The following is an 18,294-nucleotide window of genomic DNA, read 5'->3' as shown; positions in this document are numbered from 1 at the left end:
CTGCTTGTGCGAAGGCGCTTCAGGAAGTTTTGTTGAACTGGCGTTACAAAGGGAACTTATGGAGTGATTTTCATGCGTCCGGATGCCACGCCGATGTCTCTTATAACGCCCGCCGTCCCCGGTCTGGTCTGGGCCTACCATTTCCGCTCCGGTACTGCGCCATGCACCCGGCTGCCGCTTGATATGGCCCGCAGCGACCTTGAAGTAAGCGACGGCTTCCTTTGGCTCCACCTGAACCTCGCAGACTCCCGGGTCGCTGCATTCCTGGAAGGCTTCCCCGACCTCCCGCCACCCGCAGTCGCTGCACTCACCACCCATGACACTCATGCGGCCATAACTCTCGACGAACAGGTCGTTTACGGGACGCTCGTCGACTTCCAGCGGGAATTCGACAGCGAGACGCGCGACATCGGCTGGCTGCATTTCTTCGCATCCGGCAAGGTAATCATCACCACACGCCTGCAACCGTTGCGATCCGTGGACCGAGTTAGGGCGGCGATCGAGAAGAACGCGTCGCGTTACCAAAAGCCTATCGACGTGTTCGAGACGCTCGTCGCCGAGTTCCAACGGACGATGATCGGCCTGGTGATGGAGCTCACAGAAGAGCTGAACCTGATCGAGGACTTCGTCTACGACAATGCGCCCCGCGACGAGCGCCGAAGACTGGCGCCGGTGCGGCGAACGGTTGTCCGGCTGCATCGCCATCTGAGAACCGTGCTGACCCTGATGCGCCGCGCGGCGGCTGTCGACGACGACGAAATGCCGGCGGGTTTCGACGATGCATCCTCACGGCTCATCTCTCGGCTCGAGGCAGTGGATCACGATGTTTATGCCCTGCAGGAGCGGGCCCGGCTGCTTCACGAAGAAATCGATTCGAAGCTGTCGTCGGAAACCAACAGGCACCTTTACATCCTGTCGCTGATGACCGCATTCCTGTTGCCGCCATCGCTGGTGACCGGCTTCTTCGGCATGAACACCTCGTCCCTTCCTTTTGCGGAAGGGTCCGGGGGCACGATCTATGCATTCAGCCTGATGGGCGTTTCTGTTTTCGCCGCGTGGTGGCTGTTGAGACGGGCAGGCATTCTCTGACGCGCCTCGATAACCCGTCCGGCAGGTACCGAACGGGCTCAGACGTAGGAGGCCGCTATCAGTAGTACGGCGACAGGCAGGTCTGGCGCGGGCCGTAGTTTGGCTGGAACGTGTTCGAATAGCTATCGTATGAGCGGTAGCGGTCGGCGCACCATTCGTAGTGGCGTGGATTGATGTCGCTGCGCTCAACATAGGTCGGAGCAGGTTCGACATATCGCGGCGCGGGTTCCACATAACGCGGCTGAGCCGCAATCGCGCCCCCGATGATGGCGCCCGCACCAAAGGCGGCAAGCGGGAACCAGTAGCCATTGTGGTAACGATAGCCATGCCGGCGCTCGCGGTAGCCGCGGTGGCCGTTGTAATACCCATCCCGGCGCCACTCGCGACGCTCCCAGCGATCGCGCTCCCAGCGGTCGCGTTCCCGGTATTGAACCTCGGTGACAGCCGGGCTTCCCACAGCCGGCGCGGCTGGAAGCGGCATGGCCTGAGCCTGCCCCAGTGAGCCCATGAGAACTGCGGCGGACATCCCCGCAAGCACCATCTTCTTGAACATCATATTGGAACTCCCATTCCTTATTTGGATGTATTCAAATTTCTTCTGCGGCCGATGAACCCTATACTGGAGAGGCCGGTCTTTCGGCAATCCTTAGGAAATTGATCCTGAATAGGCGATTAACGTTCCAGACGTAAATAACCCGACCTCGGGCATCATGCCCGAGATCGGGTCGCAATCGATAACCTGATGCTATCGGATCAGTAAGGCGACCGGCAGATCCGACGCACACCGGCACTGGCGACATAAGTATTGTCGGAGGCGCGATAGGTACGGTAGCGGTCTTCGCACCAGGCGTAGTGACGGCTGCTATAACCGCCTCGATCGGTCGCTACAGCGCCACCGATGATCGCGCCTGCACCAAAGGCGGCAAGCGGGAACCACAAGCCGTTATAGTAGCGATAGCCGGGCCGGCGGTCGCGATAGCCGCGATGTCCCCTGTACCAGCCGCGACGTTCGCCGCGCCAGTCACGGCGGTCGCGATACTGGATATCGGTGACGGCGGAAGATGCCGAGAAAGCAGGCGCCGACGGCATCTGAAATGCCTGGGCAGGCGCGAAGCTGGTCAGCGTGGAAGCAAGGGCAACTGCCATTGCAGTCAGGCGAAGACGATATTTCATTGCGGTGTTTCCTCTGTTCGTTGTCGAGGAAAGCAACGTCAGATCGAGGACTTTGTTCCTAGTGGCCCCGCCGAGGACACAGAGCGGCCGATCACGAATAGGAGATCGGCCGCTCGCCGACTTACGCGACGATCGAAAGCTTTGCCTGATCTCCCTGCAGGCGATTGACCATGAAGTTCGAATACCATTCGACAAACTGCATGACGCCGCCCTCGTGTTCGGCCGAATAGGGCCCCGGCTCATAGGCCGGCGAGCGGATGCCGAAGGCGTTTTCCTCGACGATCTGGCGGTCCTGGTCGTTGGTCATGTTCCAGACATGCGTCAGCTCTTCGAGATTGTAGTCGACGCCCTCGACCGCGTCCTTATGGACCAGCCATTTGGTCGTAACGGCGGTCTCCTCCGGCCCGAGGGGCGTGACCCGGAAGGAAATCGCGTGGTCGCCAAGCATGTGATTCCAGGTGGTCGGATAGTGGAAGAGCAGCATGGTGCCGATACCGTCGATCGTCACGTCGTCGGACAGCTTTCTCTGCACGGCATTCCTGCCGGACATGGTGTAGCTCTCCGCCCCCTCGATCAGCGGCATGCGGGCGACACGGAACTGGCCGTCCGGCGAAATCTGGAACCGACTCGGCAGATTGGCGGCCTCGCAACGCTGCCAGTGCTCGATGATGACAGGATCATCGATCGCACCGGCGACGCCGGTGACCGTCGGCGCTTCCGGGAAGGTGCGGCAAAGCTCTGGATGATTGCCGGCACAGTGGTAGCATTCCCGGTTGTTTTCCCAGACGAGCTTCCAGTTGCCCTTCTCGATGATCGTCGACTGATGCGCAACCTTGGCCTCCGACAGGCCGTGCGGCGCCACATAGGGTTCGATCGCGGCGCGGACAGGTGCGAAATCCGGCGCCTCCTGGGCCAGGCAGATGAAGATGTAGCCGGCGACGCTTTCGCAATGCACCTTCTTCATTCCGAACTGGCTCTTGTCGAACTCCTTGCCCATATGGCGTCCGATCAACAGCGAGCCGTCCAGTTCGTAAGTCCATTGATGATAGGGACAGACCAGGCGTACGGCCGACCCGCTTTCCTTGGTGCAGACGCGGCTGCCGCGATGGCGGCAAGTGTTATGAAGAGCGCGAATCTGGCCATCGCGGCCGCGCACCACCACGACCGGATAGTCGCCGATCTGAAGCGTGAAATAGCTGCCGTTCTTCGGCAGCTCGCAATCATGGCCGACGAACAGCCAGTCGCGATACCAGATCATCTCGAGATCGAGCTTGTAGTAGTTCGGATCGGTATAAAACGCCTGTTCGAGGCTGAAGCCTTCGCGGCGGTTCTTGAGCTGTCGCAGCGCCTGGTTGCGAATTTCCATCTTGCCTTCCTCGTGTTATGGCATGCGGAAGGACATGGAAAAACAGGCCGGCTTACGCCTGCCAGCCCCCTGCCCCGAACGCCCGCCGCGATCGGTAACCTCTTTCCCCAAGGCTGGTTTCCGGGCTCAGGAGTTGTCCCTTTCGAGACTGGTCGGGCGCCTTCCCGGGCGGCCGTTGCGGCTCTTTCCCAGTGGCTTTAGCCAAACCTTCGAACTCCACCACCGTTGCGGGGGCAGCGCCGGGCTTCGACCGGCTTCCCAATTCTCCGCCCTCCCTAGCCGGGCGGCACCTTGAGCTTGATGCGGATATAAACATCCGCCCCGGCTGTCGCATAGACGACATTGCGACATCGGCAACCGCATTGACGACGACGCGAAAAGCCCTTCCAGCCTCGCATAAGGGAAACCTGTCATTAAGAGCTAAATTCTAAAATACCGGCATCAACCGGAGCGGAGCCAGTGCAGGCCAAGGAAAAGATCCGCTACTTCGAAACTCCCCCGCCAAGCCCCCCGGTGCCGGCGGCAACGAAATCCGCTGCCCATTCCGAGTTTCTCAGAACCGGCCGGATTGTCCGGCACAAGCCCATCTGGCTGCCGGAGGAACGCCGCTATATCAGCCACGAAGAGGTCGCCGAGCGAACCGGCAAGCGGCTCGAAACTGCTGGCGAGAAAAGCCACGAGCGCATCAACGCCTTTCATCGTTCCATCCAGTTTCCGAAGATCGTCTTCCACCGCACGCTCGAGGGAAAACCCCATCTCGGCTATTGCCACGTGACGGCAGCGCGAACCCTTCTTGCGCGCCGCGTGCCTGTCAGCTGGTCTTTCTACATTGCGAATTTCTTCTGTGAGATCGGCGAAGAGGAGAGATTCTTCGAGCGCATTCACACCTCCTATTCGCGCATGTATTTCGCCGTCGCGATCGAAGGCGAGCCAGGCCAGCCGTTTCAGATCAGCCGCACGATCCGCAGGAACGGGTTGCTTTTCCAGACCAGCGACCCGATGGAAGCGATCAAGAACGTGCTTCTGCTCGGCGCGTCGAACGATGCGCTTCGCGAGATCATCAAAAAGCTTTGAAGCAGACCCCTGTCCGCGCTATTGACGAGCGGACATGACGGCAGAGATCATCGACATCACCACGGACCACGAGAACGCCATCGCGCACGCCTGCACCGTGCTGGCGGATGGTTTTCCGGTGGCGATCCCGACGGAAACGGTCTACGGGCTCGCCGCGGATGCCACCAATCCCGCCGCCATCGCGCGCATCTATGAGACCAAGGGCCGGCCTCGCTTCAACCCGCTTATCTGCCACATGGCCGATATCGCCATGGCGGAGCGCTACGCAGTCTTCGACCCCATCTCGCGAAAGCTCGCCGCAGCGTTCTGGCCGGGGCCGCTGACCTTGATCCTGCCCCTGAAGCCGGAAAGCGGCATTCATTCGCTGGCGACGGCGGGGCTCGACACGGTGGGCGTCCGTCTTCCCAAGGGCTTTGCCGCCGAACTCATCCGTGCTTTCGGAAAGCCGCTGGCGGCGCCCAGCGCCAACACATCCGGCAAGGTCAGCCCGACGAGCGCGAAGCACGTGGCGGAAGACCTGGGCGACAAGCTGAAACTTGTTATCGATGGCGGTGCGGCCCCGGTCGGCGTGGAGTCGACCATCCTACGGGTCGAGGACGGCATCATCCGCCTCTTGCGGCCCGGCGGCGTCGCAGCCGAGGAGATCGAGAAGGCAACCGGCCTTGCGGTGACGCGACCTGAGGGCCCGGCGGCAATCATCGAGGCACCCGGCATGCTCGCCTCCCACTACGCTCCGGGAGCCCCGGTGCGGCTGAATGCCGAGCATGTGGAAAGCGGTGAGGCCTTGATCCGGCTCGGTTCGGCTCCGATAAAGGGCATCGAGCTTGCAAAGGAAGTCTTTAATCTCAGCCCCTCCGGCGATCTTGCGCAGGCGGCGGCAAATCTGTTCGACTACCTGAAGCGCGCCGATGCAACCGGTGCGGCGCGCATTGCCGTCACCCCGATACCGGATCACGGGCTGGGTGAGGCGATCAACGACCGGCTGGCCCGCGCAGCAGCGCCGCGGGGATAACGAGGAGGAGACGCCGATGGACATTTCCGGGCCAAAACCCGAGCTTCTCGCCCGCTTCGCGGCGATCGTCGGCGACAACCACGTTCTACGGGACCAGCAAGACCTCGCGCCGCATCTCGTGGAAGGCCGCGGGCTCTATTTCGGTTCGTCGCCGATGCTGTTGAAGCCGGGCTCGACGGAGGAGGTTTCCGCGATCCTCAAGCTTGCGAGCGAGACAGGCACGCCGGTGGTGCCGCAGACCGGCAATACCGGGCTTGTCGGCGGTCAGACACCGCGCAGCGGCGGCAGCGACCTGATCGTCTCGCTGGAGCGCATGAACCGCATCCGGGACGTGGATCCGGTTGCCAACGTGCTGGTCGCGGATGGCGGCGCAATCCTCGCCGACGTTCAAAGGGCCGCCGAAGCCGTGGGCCGGCTGTTTCCGCTGTCGCTTGGTTCCGAAGGATCCTGCCGCATCGGCGGCAATCTCTCCACCAATGCCGGCGGCACCTCGGTGCTTGCCTATGGCAATATGCGCCAGCTCTGCCTCGGACTCGAAGTCGTGCTGCCGACCGGCGAAATATGGGACGGCCTGCGGCGTCTCAAGAAGGACAATACCGGCTATGACCTGCGCGATCTCTTCATCGGCGCGGAAGGCACGCTCGGCATCATCACCGGTGCCGTGCTGAAGCTTTTCCCTCAGCCGGTCGGGCATCAGGTCGCGCTTGCCGGTCTCGATTCCCCGCAGGATGCGCTGAAGCTGCTCGAACGGGCCTCCAACCTCTGCGGCACGGCATTGACCGGGTTCGAGCTGATGCCGCGCATCGGCATCGAGTTCACCACGCGCCATATCGAAGGTGTTCGCGATCCGCTTTCCGAACCGCATCCATGGTATGCACTGATCGACATCTCGACATCGGATTCGGCAGAAACGGCGCAATCCATGGTGCAGTCGCTGCTGGAGCAAGGCTTTGAGGCCGGCCTCATCCGCGACGCGGTCATCGCCGCGTCGGTCGCCCAGCAGAAGGCGCTCTGGCATATGCGCGAAAGCCTTTCAGACGCGCAGAAGCCGGAAGGCGGGTCGATCAAACACGACGTTTCCGTACCCGTCTCGAAGATTCCCGCCTTCATGGAGGACGCGGGCAAGGCGGTGTTGGCGGCTATTCCCGGCGCGCGCATCTGCGCCTTCGGCCATCTGGGCGACGGCAACATCCACTACAACATCTCGCAGCCGGTCGGCGCCGACAAGGCGGCCTTCATCGGCCGCTGGCGCGAGATCAACGAGATCGTCCACGGAATTGTGCTGGCAGCGGGCGGGTCGATTTCGGCCGAACATGGTATCGGCCAGTTGAAGCGCGACGAGCTCGCTCACATCCGTTCTCCGATCGAACTCGATCTGATGCGGAGGATCAAGAAGGCCTTTGATCCCGCAGGCATCATGAACCCCGATAAAGTGGTGGCAATCCCTTGAGCCAGACACCGAAAACTACGATCCGCATCGATCTCGGCAACGGCGTGCGGCTTGGGCCTGGCAAGGCGCAGCTTCTCGAGCTCATCGCGGAGCATGGATCGATCCGCGCCGCCGGAGCCGCGATCGGCATGTCCTACCGGCGCGCCTGGCTGCTTGGCGATGAGATCAACCGGATGTTTCAGGAACCCTCGATCTTCACCCGCCACGGCGGCAAGAGCGGTGGCGGCGCCGGGCTCACGGACTTCGGCCAGGAACTGCTTTCGCGCTACCGAAGGATGGAAGAGGAAAGCCGGAACAGTATCCAAGAGGACCTTGACTGGCTGGCTGCCAATACCGCCCCGGATTTCGATGTCGCCGGGACAACCGCGGATACCGAAGATGGCGCTGGAGACTCCGCTTAACCCATCCTGATCTGGGACAGTGCCCAAAGCGTATCCGCGCTGACGCCGCCCGAACCGCCGCCAAGAATGGTGGCAGCCGACGCTGTAGCCGACAAGTCGTTTTCTATGTCGTACATGATCGTGAAGCGCTTGATCAGCTTGTCGAGCTTTTCCGGATCCGCCAGGTCTTTAAGCTCGAGTTTCTGCTCGATCAGCTTTGCCTGCTGATCGACCTCCATGTTGCCGATCTCGGAAGGCAGACTGAAGGTGATACGAAAAAACTCCATCAGGGCCTCGTCGCCGAGGATCACGTAAGGATCGGTGATGGTATCGGCCATACGCTGGAAATAGAGCGCCAGGCGGACGCCGGCGTTTTCCTCGCCCTGCTGCGTCTCCAGAAGCTGCCGCACATAGAGGCTCTGGGTTGCCGCGACCTCGCCGCCGTTCTGGGCCAGTCCGGCCGTGCTGCGATCGACATCGCCCTTCGCATCGAAATTGAAGGTGCCGACGATCTGGGCGAGCCGTTTGTCCGGCTGGCTGTTGACGAAGCTTTTCGGATCGCTGAGATCGGAAGTAAATGCCTGCTTAAGGACGTCATTGGTTATCGTCGCGGGATCGATGCCCTTGGAGATGAGAAGGATATCCAGGAGCTTGCGGTCGGCGAGCAGCTCATCGCGGCTGTCGATCCGCTGCATCGTATCCGTGTAATACTTGGCTTCTTCCTGGGCCTTCTTCTTAACGACGTCCAGCTCGTCGCCTTCCAGGAAGCGGGTCTGGCGCAGAATGTAGTCCTTGGCCACATTGGTGATCGCCGAATTCGACTGAGCCAGAACGGGCGCTGTAACCTCACCCTCCTTGGTGAAATTGAACAGTTTGGCGAGCGTGATGAACCGTTCGTCCTCGAGCTTGTAGATGTAGCTCTCCGGGTCTGACAGATCGCTCTTGAGCGCGTTTTTTACCGTCAGTTTCGAAACCGACGAGGGGTCGAGGCCGACTGCCGTCAGCGCGAAGTCGTAGCTCGTCTCGGCATCGCTGCTTAGAAAATCGTTGAGCGTTTTGACGGCGGCCAGATCCAGTTTGTAGAATCTGACCGCCTTCTCGTATTCGTCTTCCTGCTTGTCATCCCAACGGCTCATGTAATTGTCGCGGGTGCGGTTGGTCTGCAGGCTCGTCTGTGCCTCACCGGCTACGACCGTCCCGTCCGTCTTGAAGTTGAAGGCCTTGGCGAGTTCCAGATATTGCGGGTTGCTGGCGCCGAATTTGTTCGCATAGCTGTTGGGGTCGCTCAGATCGCTCGTGAGGATCTGCTCTATGGTGGATTTGACCACGGTGACCTTGTCGAGATTAAAAGCGACCTTGATATATTTCATAAGTCGGTCATCGCTCGTGAGATCGGTGACGTTCGTTGCGGTCGCGATTGTCTCTTCAAACAGTTCCTGATTGAACATGGCTTCGGCATGCGTGACGCGCGTCTGCTTGTTGAAGAAGCCGGCCACAATTTCTTCCAGCTTGTCGTCAGTCACTGCGCCGCCGGCCGGCACCGTGCCGTCGGCATTGAAACTGAAGTCCTCGGCAAGCGCCTTCATCACTTCGAGATAGGCTGTATCGTCCTTTACCGCGTTCATGATTTCCGCGAGTGCCAGGCGCCGTTGGTTGGTTTGGTCGAGAGGCACCAGGCGCCCGTTCAGCTCGTTAAGCCGGGGCTGCTGTACATTGAGTTTCCCCTGGTCCGTCTGAAGAAGCTGCTCGGTTTGCGTCAGCTGCGTTTGAAGGGCGGTAATCTGCGGTTGGATGACCGCAGGGTCGCCGCCATTGGCCAACTCGTCCTGTTTGGCCGCGATCTGGGTTTGAAGATCGGTTTTTCTTTGCTCGCCAAGCGTGATCGAGTCCTGCAGCTGCGGGACGGTCGTGGCGAGGCTCTTTCGCTCGACCAGTTCGGCGTCTTCGGTCTTGGCGGCATCATACTGGTTGAGAGAGTTGCCATAGGCGGTATTGTAATAGCTGGTCGGATCAGCCGGATCGCTGGTCAGCACGCCTCGAATGGCCTCGTAGTTGTAGTATTTCGCATCGATCCCATAGGCCGTGAACAGATAGTTGCGCAGGCGGTCATTCCGGAGGAATTGGTCGACGTTCTTGACGTTGCCGGTTTCGCTCAGCATCACCCGGAAGTACCGGGTGTCCTCCTCGATCTGGTCTTCCTGGGCGGCGATCGTCTGGTCGTAGGTTTCGAAAAGCTCATCCATCTGGCCGTCCGACTGGGCAACGGCCGTGTCCGACGCGGACGACGCGAAATTGAAGGATGCCGCGAAATTCTTGTAGCGATCATCCGTCAGGCGGTTCGCGAAGCTGTTTTCGTCGCCGAGATCGCTTTCCAGCACCTGCTTCATGAAGGCCTTGGCGTAGATCATTTCGTCAAGGCCGTGGGCCGTCATCGCATAGGAATAGAGCCGGTAGTTATCCAGGAACTCGTCGACGGTTTTCACCTTGCCGATATTGTCCTGGTAGTACTTGGTATCGTTCGCGACCGTCGTCTGCCCGGAAATCTGCTTCAGGCTCTTCAGGATGTCGCGATTGACGAGATCGAAGGTGAGATAGGTCGATACCATGGGCTGGCCCCGCAAGTCGGAATGATGCTGGTGCAATCATCCCCGACTTGCCTTGCACGGGGCTTTTCCCTCGCCGGCCCGCCTCTTGTCCCGCCTCCGCACAGGTTCTTGCGATTCACCTTCCGGAAACCCAAAAGGGTTCGTTTTCGCTAACCATCAAGTCAGGCAAACCTTCTTTAACCGCAATTTTTAAGCAGTCTCGAACATGCCCGCCCTATGCTCTGGCTATCAGAGGACAAAAGTCCCGTGGAGAAACCGGTAACGGCTCTCAGGTAAAACAAGGGTAGCATATCGATGAACAATACCGTTCTGAAGCCCGTTTGGGCAGGGTCGACATTGAGGCTCGATCCGTCTCGTTTCCCGCAGCAGGTTACCTATGCGCTGCGCGAGGCATCAGGAGATGTCACCATCACCATCGACAAGCGCGGTGCCGTTCTCCGCAAGATACTTCCGGCCAGCGGCCTGCCGCTGTCCGTCGCACTTCCCGCTCGGGCCTTCAAGGGTGTGGCCGCCCGGGCCATCGATCATGGCGACGGGGAAGTGACCGTCACCCTGGAACTGCACCACGAAGACCCGGATCTCTGCATCCCGCTTCTGGTCGCTCACGATCTCTGCGACATCGCCGCCGACTGGCGGAGCTGGGCGAATGCCTTCCGGATCCCCATGCTGATGGTGGAGGCCGACGGCGTTGCCCGACCGCTGGAAACCCACCTGGGTGAGGTCCGATCCGAGGGAGCCAAGCAGCGCCGCCGCCATTCTTACTTCGCAGCCCGCCGGCCGCGCTTCCTGGTGCGCAGAACCACCGGCAGCCTGGGCATCTCGATGAAAATCGAAGGCAAGGAAATTATCGCGCGCCGCTAGGGCTTTGTTTGTCCCTTTGTCCACCGCTTCTCGCGATAACGAAGAAGCCCGATCCTCAGCCGATCGGGCTTCTTGCTTGTTGAGCTATACGATCATGGACAGGGTAAGGCCCATAAACAGGATCGCACCGATGCGGGTGTTGAACTTGAAGAGCCTCAGGCACTGGTCGGCATCCTCGATATCGAGGATTACGACCTGCCAGGCAAACATCACGGCCGCAGCCAGAAGGCCGGCATAGGCGAAGAATCCAACGCCGGCGGCGGCGAAGGCAAACAGCAGGAACACGAGGGTCAGCCCGTAAAGGCCAACGAGCCAAGCCTGGGTATCCTCGGCAAAGAGGCGCGCCGTGGAGCGTACCCCGATCAGCTCGTCGTCCTCCTTGTCCTGATGGGCGTAAATCGTGTCGTAACCGATCGTCCAGGCAATGGCGGCGAGGTAAAGCCAGATCGCTCCCCAAGAAAGGCTGCCGAAGACGGCGGCCCATCCCATCAACGCTCCCCAAGAAAAGGCAAGCCCCAGGAAGAACTGCGGCCAATCCGTAAACCGCTTGGCGAAAGGATAGATCGCGACAACCGCCAGCGACAGGATGCCGAGCACGATCGTAAAGGAGTTGAACTGGATCAGCACAAGAAGGCCGACCAGCGCCTGGACGGCTAGAAATGTCTTCGCCTCGAAACGGGACACGCGGCCGGACGGCAGAGGCCTGGAACGGGTGCGCGCCACTTCCATATCGATGTCGTGGTCGACGAGGTCGTTATATGTGCAGCCGGCCCCGCGCATCGCAACCGCACCGACGAAAAACAGGATCAGGTGGAAGAGGAAAAGCCCGACGGAAAATAGCTCCTCATTCCGTGCCGCGTTGGCGGCGAGCGCCGCCGACCAGAAACAGGGCCACATCAGGAGTTGCCAGCCAATCGGGCGATCCCAGCGCGCAAGCTGCGCATAGGGCCAGGCCGACCGCGGCAGAACGCGGTAGACCCAGTTGTCCGAAGGGGCGTCGGCCACGCGGCCGCTAAAATTGTCGGCGTTCGTCATGGTCGAGGTTCTAGCTCCCGACCATGACGACGGTCAAGCAGGACACCCCCCGGACCCGCCCGCTGTTTCACCTAACCCGCAATCTGGTCCAGCGGAATGCGGCTCTCTTCGAAAGCCTTCAGCTCCGCCTCGCGTTCATGGATGTAGTTGCGGTTGTCGGGAACCGCCGTCCGTTTCTTGACGATCTGCATCTGGAAGATGAAGAAGTTCTCGTGTGTGAAGGCCATTTCCGAAGCGGCAAGGTAGAATTCCCACATCCGCACGAAACGCTCGTCATAAAGGGCAGCGGCTTCCGTTTTGTGGGCCATGAAGCGCTCCCGCCAATGACGGAGCGTGTGAGCATAGTGCATCGGCAAGATTTCAATGTCGGAGACGAGCAGGCCCGCCTTTTCGACCGCCGGCATGACTTCGGCTATGGAGGGAATGTAGCCCCCCGGGAAAATGTATTTCTCGATCCACGGGTTGTTGATCAGTGCCGGATCGGGCTGGCCGATCGAGTGCAGCACCATGACGCCGTCATCGGCCAGCACGTCGTTCACCTTGTTGAAGAACTTGCGGTAGTTCATCCGACCAACATGTTCGAACATACCGACCGAGATGATACGGTCATATTTGCGCGGCGGCAGGTAATAATAATCCTGCAACTCGAACCGGACGCTGCCGGCCAGGCCACGCCTGGCTGCGCGTTCCCGCGATACCTTGAGCTGCTCCTCGCTGAGTGTGATCCCGGTTACATCGACGCCACAGAACTCGGACAGGTACATGGCCATACCGCCCCAGCCGGAACCGATCTCCAGCGCCCGCTGGCCAGGTTCCGCCCGCAGCTTCGCCACGATGTGGCGCTTCTTGGCGATCTGGGCTTCATCGAGAGAAATCCCCGGCGGGTTGAAATAGGCACAGGAATACTGCCAGTCCTCGTCCAGAAACAGCGAGAAGAGCCTGGCATTCAGATCGTAGTGATGAGCGACATTGTGCCGGTTGTGGTTGATCGGCACACGGTTGCGAAACTGCGCAATCGCGATCCGCACCAGGGAGCGCAGCAGGATGCCGAAGGTCAGACCTTCCTTCAGCGTGTTGTCCTTGACGAGCGCGAGGAACTCGTAGATGTCGCCTTCCTCGACGAGAAGCCGGCCATCCATATAGAGCTCTCCGAGCTTAAGCTGCGGGTCGGCGACCAGATCCCGTTCGGCTGCCTCGTCGGTGATCCGGATCGTGACGGAGCGCCCCCCTCCTCCACCATATCGCTGCTCGCCACCGGAGCCTTTGACGACAAGCGTGCCTGTTCTGATGATCTTGCTAAAGAGATTGTGAAGGGACGAGGCCATAGACTCACCTCCGTAGATACTAAGCCTGCCTTACTAACTCAAAATCTAGTGGTTTATTTCCGACTTGCAAGCGCATTTCAGACATGAAAATGACATAAAAAAACAGGCCGTCAAACTTGTTGACGGCCTAAACCTCGCTGGAGATATTGCCCGGAATCCTATTTGCGCTTCAGGGCTTCGGCGAAAGCTGCACCGAAAGCACCTTGAGAGGAAGGCTTTTCGGTCTTCGCGAACTTGGGATTGGCGGACCTCTCCCGAGCATCGCCACGTGAAGCCGGGGCCGCCTCGCCGCCGTCCTTGCGCATGGTCAGGCCGATGCGTTTGCGCTTGACGTCGACCTCGACCACACGAACCTTCACGACATCGCCGGCCTTGACCACCTCATGCGGGTCCTTGACGAAACGATCGGCGAGTTGCGAGACGTGCACCAGTCCGTCCTGGTGCACGCCGATATCGACGAAGGCACCGAAGGCGGCGACGTTGGTAACCGTGCCTTCCAACAGCATGCCGGGCTTCAGGTCGCCGATCTCATCGATACCCTCCGCAAAGGTCGCCGTCTTGAAGCCCGGACGAGGATCGCGCCCGGGTTTTTCGAGTTCGGCGATGATGTCCTTCACCGTCGGAAGGCCGAACTGCTCGTCGATGAACCTGCGCGGATCAAGGCCCTTCAGCGTTGCGCTGTCGCCCATCAGGGTTCGCAGATCGCGGCCACAGGCGGCGACGATCTTCTTGGCGACGCCATAGGCTTCCGGATGGACGGCCGAGGCATCCAGCGGCTCCTTGCCGTTCGGGATGCGCAGGAAGCCAGCCGCCTGCTCGAAAGTCCGGTTGCCGAGCCGGGCGACCTTGAGAAGCTCCCTGCGGCTCTCGAACGCACCATTCTGATCCCGATGCACGACGATCGCTTCAGCGATCGACCTGCTGAGGCCGGCAACGCGAGAAAGCAGCGGGGCCGAGGCCGTATTGAGGTCCACGCCGACGGCATTCACCGCGTCTTCCACGACCGCGTCCAGTGAGCGCGAAAGTTTCGTCTGGTCCACATCGTGCTGGTACTGGCCGACGCCGATCGATTTCGGCTCGATCTTGACGAGTTCGGCCAGCGGATCCTGCAGGCGGCGGGCGATGGAGACCGCACCACGCAACGACACGTCGAGGTTCGGGAATTCGGCCGAAGCGGCTTCCGAAGCGGAATAGACCGACGCGCCAGCTTCCGAGACGATCACCTTCGTCGGCTTGGGAGCCGGCAGGTTGGCGAGCATATCCGCCACCAGTTTCTCCGTTTCGCGGCTGCCCGTGCCGTTGCCGATGGCGATCAGTTCCACCTTGTGCTTGCGGACAAGGGAGGCAAGCTCGGCCTGGGTGCCGCGAATATCGTTCTTCGGCGGGAAAGGGTAGACCGTCGTCGTTTCGAGCAGCTTGCCGGTCCCGTCGACCACGGCCACCTTGACGCCGGTGCGGATGCCGGGATCGAGCCCCATCGTCGCGCGGGAACCGGCGGGAGCCGCAAGCAGCAAATCCTTCAGATTGCGGGCGAAGACATGGATGGCATCCTCCTCGGCGCGCTCGCGCAATTCCCGCATCAGGTCGAGCGACAGGGATACGGAGAGTTTGACGCGCCAAGTCCAGCCGGCGGCTTCCATCAGCCAGCGATCCGCAGCGCCCCGGTCGCGGATGTCGAAAGCAAGCGCGATGATGCGCTGCGCCGGCTTCATCGGCGACGGATCGTCCTGATCCACTTCGATCGAAAGCGTCAGGAATTCCTCGTTCCAGCCGCGCAGCATGGCGAGCGCGCGATGGCCGGGCGCCGTTGCCCAGCGTTCGGAATGATCGAAATAGTCGGAGAACTTGGCGCCGGCCTCCTGTTTACCATCGACCACCTTGGCCCTCAACGTCGCGCCGTTGCGCATATGCTGCCGCAGCTTTCCGAGCAGGTCCGCATTTTCCGAAATCGTTTCGGCAACGATGTCGCGCGCACCGTCGAGCGCCGTCTTCAGATCCGGCACCTCGCCCGCCACATAGGCTTCCGCCAGCTTTGCGGGATCGGCGGTCCGGTCGGCCCATATAGCGTCGGCGAGCGGCCCGAGACCCCGCTCGCGGGCAATCTCGGCGCGGGTGCGGCGCTTCGGCTTGTAAGGAAGATAGAGGTCTTCCAGCTCAGCCTTGGTCGCGGCCTTCGCAATCTTCCCGCCAAGCTCGTCCGTCATCTTGCCCTGCGAGGTGATCGATTCGACGATCGAAGCGCGGCGGGCTTCCAGTTCGCGCAGATAGACCAGACGTTCGGAGAGCGTACGCAGCTGCGAATCATCGAGCCCGCCGGTCACCTCCTTGCGGTATCGCGCGATGAAGGGCACGGTCGCGCCATCGTCGATCAAGCCGATCGCGGCAGAGGCCTGCTCCGGGCGGGCGTTGATCTCCGCAGCGATCGCGGCGGCAAGAAATCGGATATCGGCGGCCATGAGCTTCCCCTTTGAAAACCGGAGGCGTGACCATAGTGAAAGTTTGTGGCAAGGCAACGTGGGCAACGACGGGTCCACAATTTGCCGAGGATGTGCCAAATCGGTACGGACGTTGGAAGACCGCTAACCATGGACCTGTGGAAAAGAACGAGGACTCTCTCACCCGCCGCAATGAGCACCTAAATTCCGACCGCCGCATGATGCGGCCAGGAATGGAGGTATGAATGCCCAGGAAAGCTGCCAGAGTGCTGGCGTTCGACACGGCGGTTGCAGATGAAGAGCTCGAAGCCGCCATTTCCTATCTCGACGAAAAACTCGCCAATGCGTCTTCGAGAGACGAGCCGGTGCCCTTCCTCGCGTACCGAAACAGGATGATCTTCCAGACGACATTGAACATCCGACGCGGCACGGTGTCGGCTCCGTCGCATCGCTAGGGTTTGGTCGTAGTGGTCGGGCCACGGGGTGATCGAACATCTCGTGGCCCGGCACTTGACCTTTGCCGTCCCGCCCCTTAACCGCCGGTCAGGTTAAAAAACGAGGGCGAGACATGAAGGTTCTCTTGATCGGTTCCGGTGGACGCGAGCATGCGCTGGCCTGGAAGCTTGCCCAATCCCCAAAACTCACCGAACTCTATGCCGCCCCGGGCAATCCCGGCGTTGCGGAACATGCGACGCTTGCGACGATCGACATCGAGGATCATCGGGCCGTAGAAACTTTCTGCCTGGAAAAGAAGATCGATCTGGTTGTGATCGGTCCCGAGGCGCCGCTCGTTTCGGGTCTTTCGGATGCTTTACGGGCAAAAAATATCGTCGTTTTCGGCCCATCGGCCGCGGCGGCGCAGCTTGAAGGCTCGAAGGGCTTCACCAAGGATCTCTGCGCGCGCTACGATATCCCGACCGGCGCCTACCGCCGCTTTTCGAATGCCGCCGAGGCCAAGGCCTATGTGCAGGAACAGGGCGCGCCGATCGTGGTCAAGGCGGACGGCCTTGCGGCGGGCAAAGGCGTCACCGTTGCCATGACGGTCGACGAAGCGCTTGCCGCCATCGACGACTGCTTCGACGGCGCATTCGGCGCAGCCGGTGCCGAAGTCGTGGTGGAAGCCTTTCTCGATGGCGAAGAGGCCAGCTTCTTCTGCCTGTCCGATGGCAAGACCGCGCTGGCGCTCGCAACCGCCCAGGATCACAAGCGGGTGGGCGACGGCGATACCGGGCCGAATACCGGCGGCATGGGCGCCTATTCGCCGGCACCGGTGATGACGCCCGACATGGTGTCCCGCACGATGAAGGAGATCATCGAGCCGACGATCCGCGGCATGGCCGAAAGCGGCTATCCGTTCGCGGGTGTCTTTTTCGCTGGGCTGATGATCACGGCAAAGGGGCCGGAGCTGATCGAATACAACGTGCGCTTCGGCGATCCGGAATGCCAGGTCTTGATGATGCGGCTGAAAAGCGATCTGCTTGATCTCCTGTACGCAGCCGCGACCGGGACACTCGATAAGGTCTCCGCGGAATGGAGCGACCAGGTGGCTCTGACGGTGGTCATGGCGTCGAAGGGCTATCCCGGCGCCTACGAAAAGAACACGCCGATAACGCACCTGCCGCAGGCATCCGCCGGAGAGAAGATCTTCCATGCGGGCACGGCGCTGAAGGATGGCGCGCTGGTTGCGACCGGCGGGCGGGTCCTCAATGTCACGGCGACAGGCAAAACGGTCGCCGAGGCCAAGGAGCGCGCCTATGCGCTGGTCGACCGGACCGAATGGCAAAACGGTTTCTGCCGTCGCGATATCGGCTGGCAGGCGGTCGCGCGCGAAGAGAATTGAGCCGCCGCTTCCGGGATTCATTCAAAATTTACCGATTGTCCTGACGGGATCGAAAGGAAACCGCGCTACCCTTCCGACGATCAGGGAAGGATTCCGGTTATGCGTCTCGTTCTGACTACGGCTCTCGTGTTTGCAAGCGGTGCAGCTTTTGCATCTTCCATCACGCCGGTCGGCGGTGTGCATCCGTCCAGCCCCAGCATTGTCGAGAAACGCTGCGCCGACTGCCCGGACCTTACGCGGAAAGCGGACGAACCCGCCTACAAGGTGCCGGAACTCGCGCAAGGCACCCAGAAGATGGAAATCGTCGATATCAACGGCGAGAAGAAGCTCGTCCGTACCGAAGCCTGGCTCGGCGGCTCGCCGGTGATCCATGTCAGCAAGCTTCCCGAGTGGATGGCCGAAGAAAGGGCCATCGCCGCGCTCCAGACCAGCGCCGGCGGCTCGACCGAAACGCAGCTCGCCACGATCGACGCCTCCAGGGACGGCATCGACATCGAAGCGACGACCGGCGCCGTTATCGGGCCAGATCAAAAGATCGATCAGGCGGCTATGGCTAGCCAGCCTCTTTCGCTGGATGGATTCGAACTTCGGCTGCGCTGATAGCAGCCGAAGCCGTCGGCCGCCTCACCCTCTATCGAACATGGCCGA

Annotated in this window: 16 protein-coding genes and 1 riboswitch; of the genes, 9 read left to right on the top strand and 7 right to left on the bottom strand. The window is 60.9% G+C overall.

Annotated elements, in window-relative coordinates:
- The first annotated feature begins 93 nt into the window (after positions 1–93).
- Complete coding sequence (locus C5L13_RS02510) at positions 94–1,089, top strand: transporter (protein WP_105382049.1); 996 nt, start codon at positions 94–96, stop codon at positions 1,087–1,089.
- 58 nt (positions 1,090–1,147) lie between these two features.
- On the opposite strand, the gene C5L13_RS02505 is transcribed toward C5L13_RS02510, so the two are convergent.
- The 3 genes from C5L13_RS02505 to C5L13_RS02495 form a co-directional block, all read right to left on the bottom strand.
- Positions 1,148–1,645: a BA14K family protein gene (locus tag C5L13_RS02505; RefSeq protein WP_407070394.1), complete on the bottom strand. Its 498-nt coding sequence runs from the start codon at positions 1,643–1,645 to the stop codon at positions 1,148–1,150.
- A gap of 197 nt (positions 1,646–1,842) precedes the next feature.
- On the bottom strand, positions 1,843–2,262 hold the full coding sequence (locus tag C5L13_RS02500; protein ID WP_105381658.1) for a BA14K family protein: 420 nt from the start codon (positions 2,260–2,262) through the stop codon (positions 1,843–1,845).
- 121 nt (positions 2,263–2,383) lie between these two features.
- Entirely contained in the window at positions 2,384–3,628 is a 1,245-nt protein-coding gene (locus C5L13_RS02495) for an aromatic ring-hydroxylating oxygenase subunit alpha (protein ID WP_105381657.1), read from the bottom strand.
- Between the two features lie 94 nt (positions 3,629–3,722).
- Positions 3,723–3,937: riboswitch (cobalamin riboswitch) on the bottom strand.
- A 150-nt stretch (positions 3,938–4,087) separates the two neighbouring features.
- Here C5L13_RS02495 and C5L13_RS02490 point away from each other — a divergent pair.
- The 4 genes from C5L13_RS02490 to C5L13_RS02475 are packed head-to-tail and all read left to right on the top strand — an operon-like array spanning position 4,088 to position 7,565.
- Positions 4,088–4,702 carry a DUF6656 family protein gene (locus tag C5L13_RS02490; RefSeq protein ID WP_407070393.1) on the top strand — a complete coding sequence of 205 codons (615 nt, stop codon included), beginning with the start codon at positions 4,088–4,090 and terminating at the stop codon, positions 4,700–4,702.
- 34 nt (positions 4,703–4,736) lie between these two features.
- Positions 4,737–5,714, top strand: coding sequence for an L-threonylcarbamoyladenylate synthase (locus C5L13_RS02485; RefSeq protein ID WP_105381656.1), 978 nt, complete (start codon positions 4,737–4,739; stop codon positions 5,712–5,714).
- Between the two features lie 16 nt (positions 5,715–5,730).
- Complete coding sequence (locus C5L13_RS02480; RefSeq protein WP_105381655.1) at positions 5,731–7,164, top strand: FAD-binding oxidoreductase; 1,434 nt, start codon at positions 5,731–5,733, stop codon at positions 7,162–7,164.
- The gene (locus tag C5L13_RS02475; protein WP_105381654.1) at positions 7,161–7,565 is read left to right on the top strand and encodes a winged helix-turn-helix domain-containing protein; all 405 of its coding nucleotides are present in this window, start codon (positions 7,161–7,163) and stop codon (positions 7,563–7,565) included. Before C5L13_RS02480 ends, C5L13_RS02475 begins: the two co-directional genes overlap by 4 nt.
- On the opposite strand, the gene C5L13_RS02470 is transcribed toward C5L13_RS02475, so the two are convergent.
- Entirely contained in the window at positions 7,562–10,150 is a 2,589-nt protein-coding gene (locus C5L13_RS02470) for a DUF1217 domain-containing protein (RefSeq protein WP_158693371.1), read from the bottom strand. The genes C5L13_RS02475 and C5L13_RS02470 overlap by 4 nt on opposite strands.
- A gap of 294 nt (positions 10,151–10,444) precedes the next feature.
- On the opposite strand from C5L13_RS02470, the gene C5L13_RS02465 reads away from it, so the two are divergent.
- On the top strand, positions 10,445–11,011 hold the full coding sequence (locus tag C5L13_RS02465; RefSeq protein ID WP_105381652.1) for a DUF6101 family protein: 567 nt from the start codon (positions 10,445–10,447) through the stop codon (positions 11,009–11,011).
- Positions 11,012–11,095: 84 nt separating this feature from the next.
- On the opposite strand, the gene ubiA is transcribed toward C5L13_RS02465, so the two are convergent.
- From ubiA to C5L13_RS02450, 3 genes are all read right to left on the bottom strand, one after another.
- Complete coding sequence (gene ubiA / locus C5L13_RS02460) at positions 11,096–12,046, bottom strand: 4-hydroxybenzoate octaprenyltransferase (protein WP_105381651.1); 951 nt, start codon at positions 12,044–12,046, stop codon at positions 11,096–11,098.
- A 71-nt stretch (positions 12,047–12,117) separates the two neighbouring features.
- A complete protein-coding gene (locus C5L13_RS02455; RefSeq protein WP_105381650.1) occupies positions 12,118–13,371 on the bottom strand; it encodes an SAM-dependent methyltransferase in 1,254 nt (417 codons plus the stop codon).
- 158 nt (positions 13,372–13,529) lie between these two features.
- Positions 13,530–15,827, bottom strand: coding sequence for a Tex family protein (locus tag C5L13_RS02450; protein ID WP_105381649.1), 2,298 nt, complete (start codon positions 15,825–15,827; stop codon positions 13,530–13,532).
- 224 nt (positions 15,828–16,051) lie between these two features.
- Between C5L13_RS02450 and C5L13_RS02445 the strand changes: the two genes are divergently transcribed.
- The 3 genes from C5L13_RS02445 (at position 16,052) to C5L13_RS02435 (ending at position 18,246) form a co-directional block, all read left to right on the top strand.
- Positions 16,052–16,261, top strand: a complete 210-nt coding sequence (locus C5L13_RS02445) for a hypothetical protein (RefSeq protein WP_105381648.1) — start codon at positions 16,052–16,054, stop codon at positions 16,259–16,261.
- 113 nt (positions 16,262–16,374) lie between these two features.
- Positions 16,375–17,646 carry a phosphoribosylamine--glycine ligase gene (gene purD, locus C5L13_RS02440; RefSeq protein WP_105381647.1) on the top strand — a complete coding sequence of 424 codons (1,272 nt, stop codon included), beginning with the start codon at positions 16,375–16,377 and terminating at the stop codon, positions 17,644–17,646.
- 99 nt (positions 17,647–17,745) lie between these two features.
- Positions 17,746–18,246 (top strand): plant virulence effector HPE1-like domain-containing protein, encoded by a 501-nt coding sequence (locus C5L13_RS02435; protein ID WP_105381646.1) that lies wholly within the window; start codon positions 17,746–17,748, stop codon positions 18,244–18,246.
- The last annotated feature ends 48 nt before the right edge of the window (positions 18,247–18,294 follow it).

Origin of the sequence: Neorhizobium alkalisoli, from assembly GCF_002968635.1 — a bacterium.
GTDB lineage: Bacteria > Pseudomonadota > Alphaproteobacteria > Rhizobiales > Rhizobiaceae > Neorhizobium > Neorhizobium alkalisoli.
The sequence above is the reverse complement of the archived record's forward strand: the minus strand, read 5'-3'. Positions and strand labels throughout refer to the sequence as shown.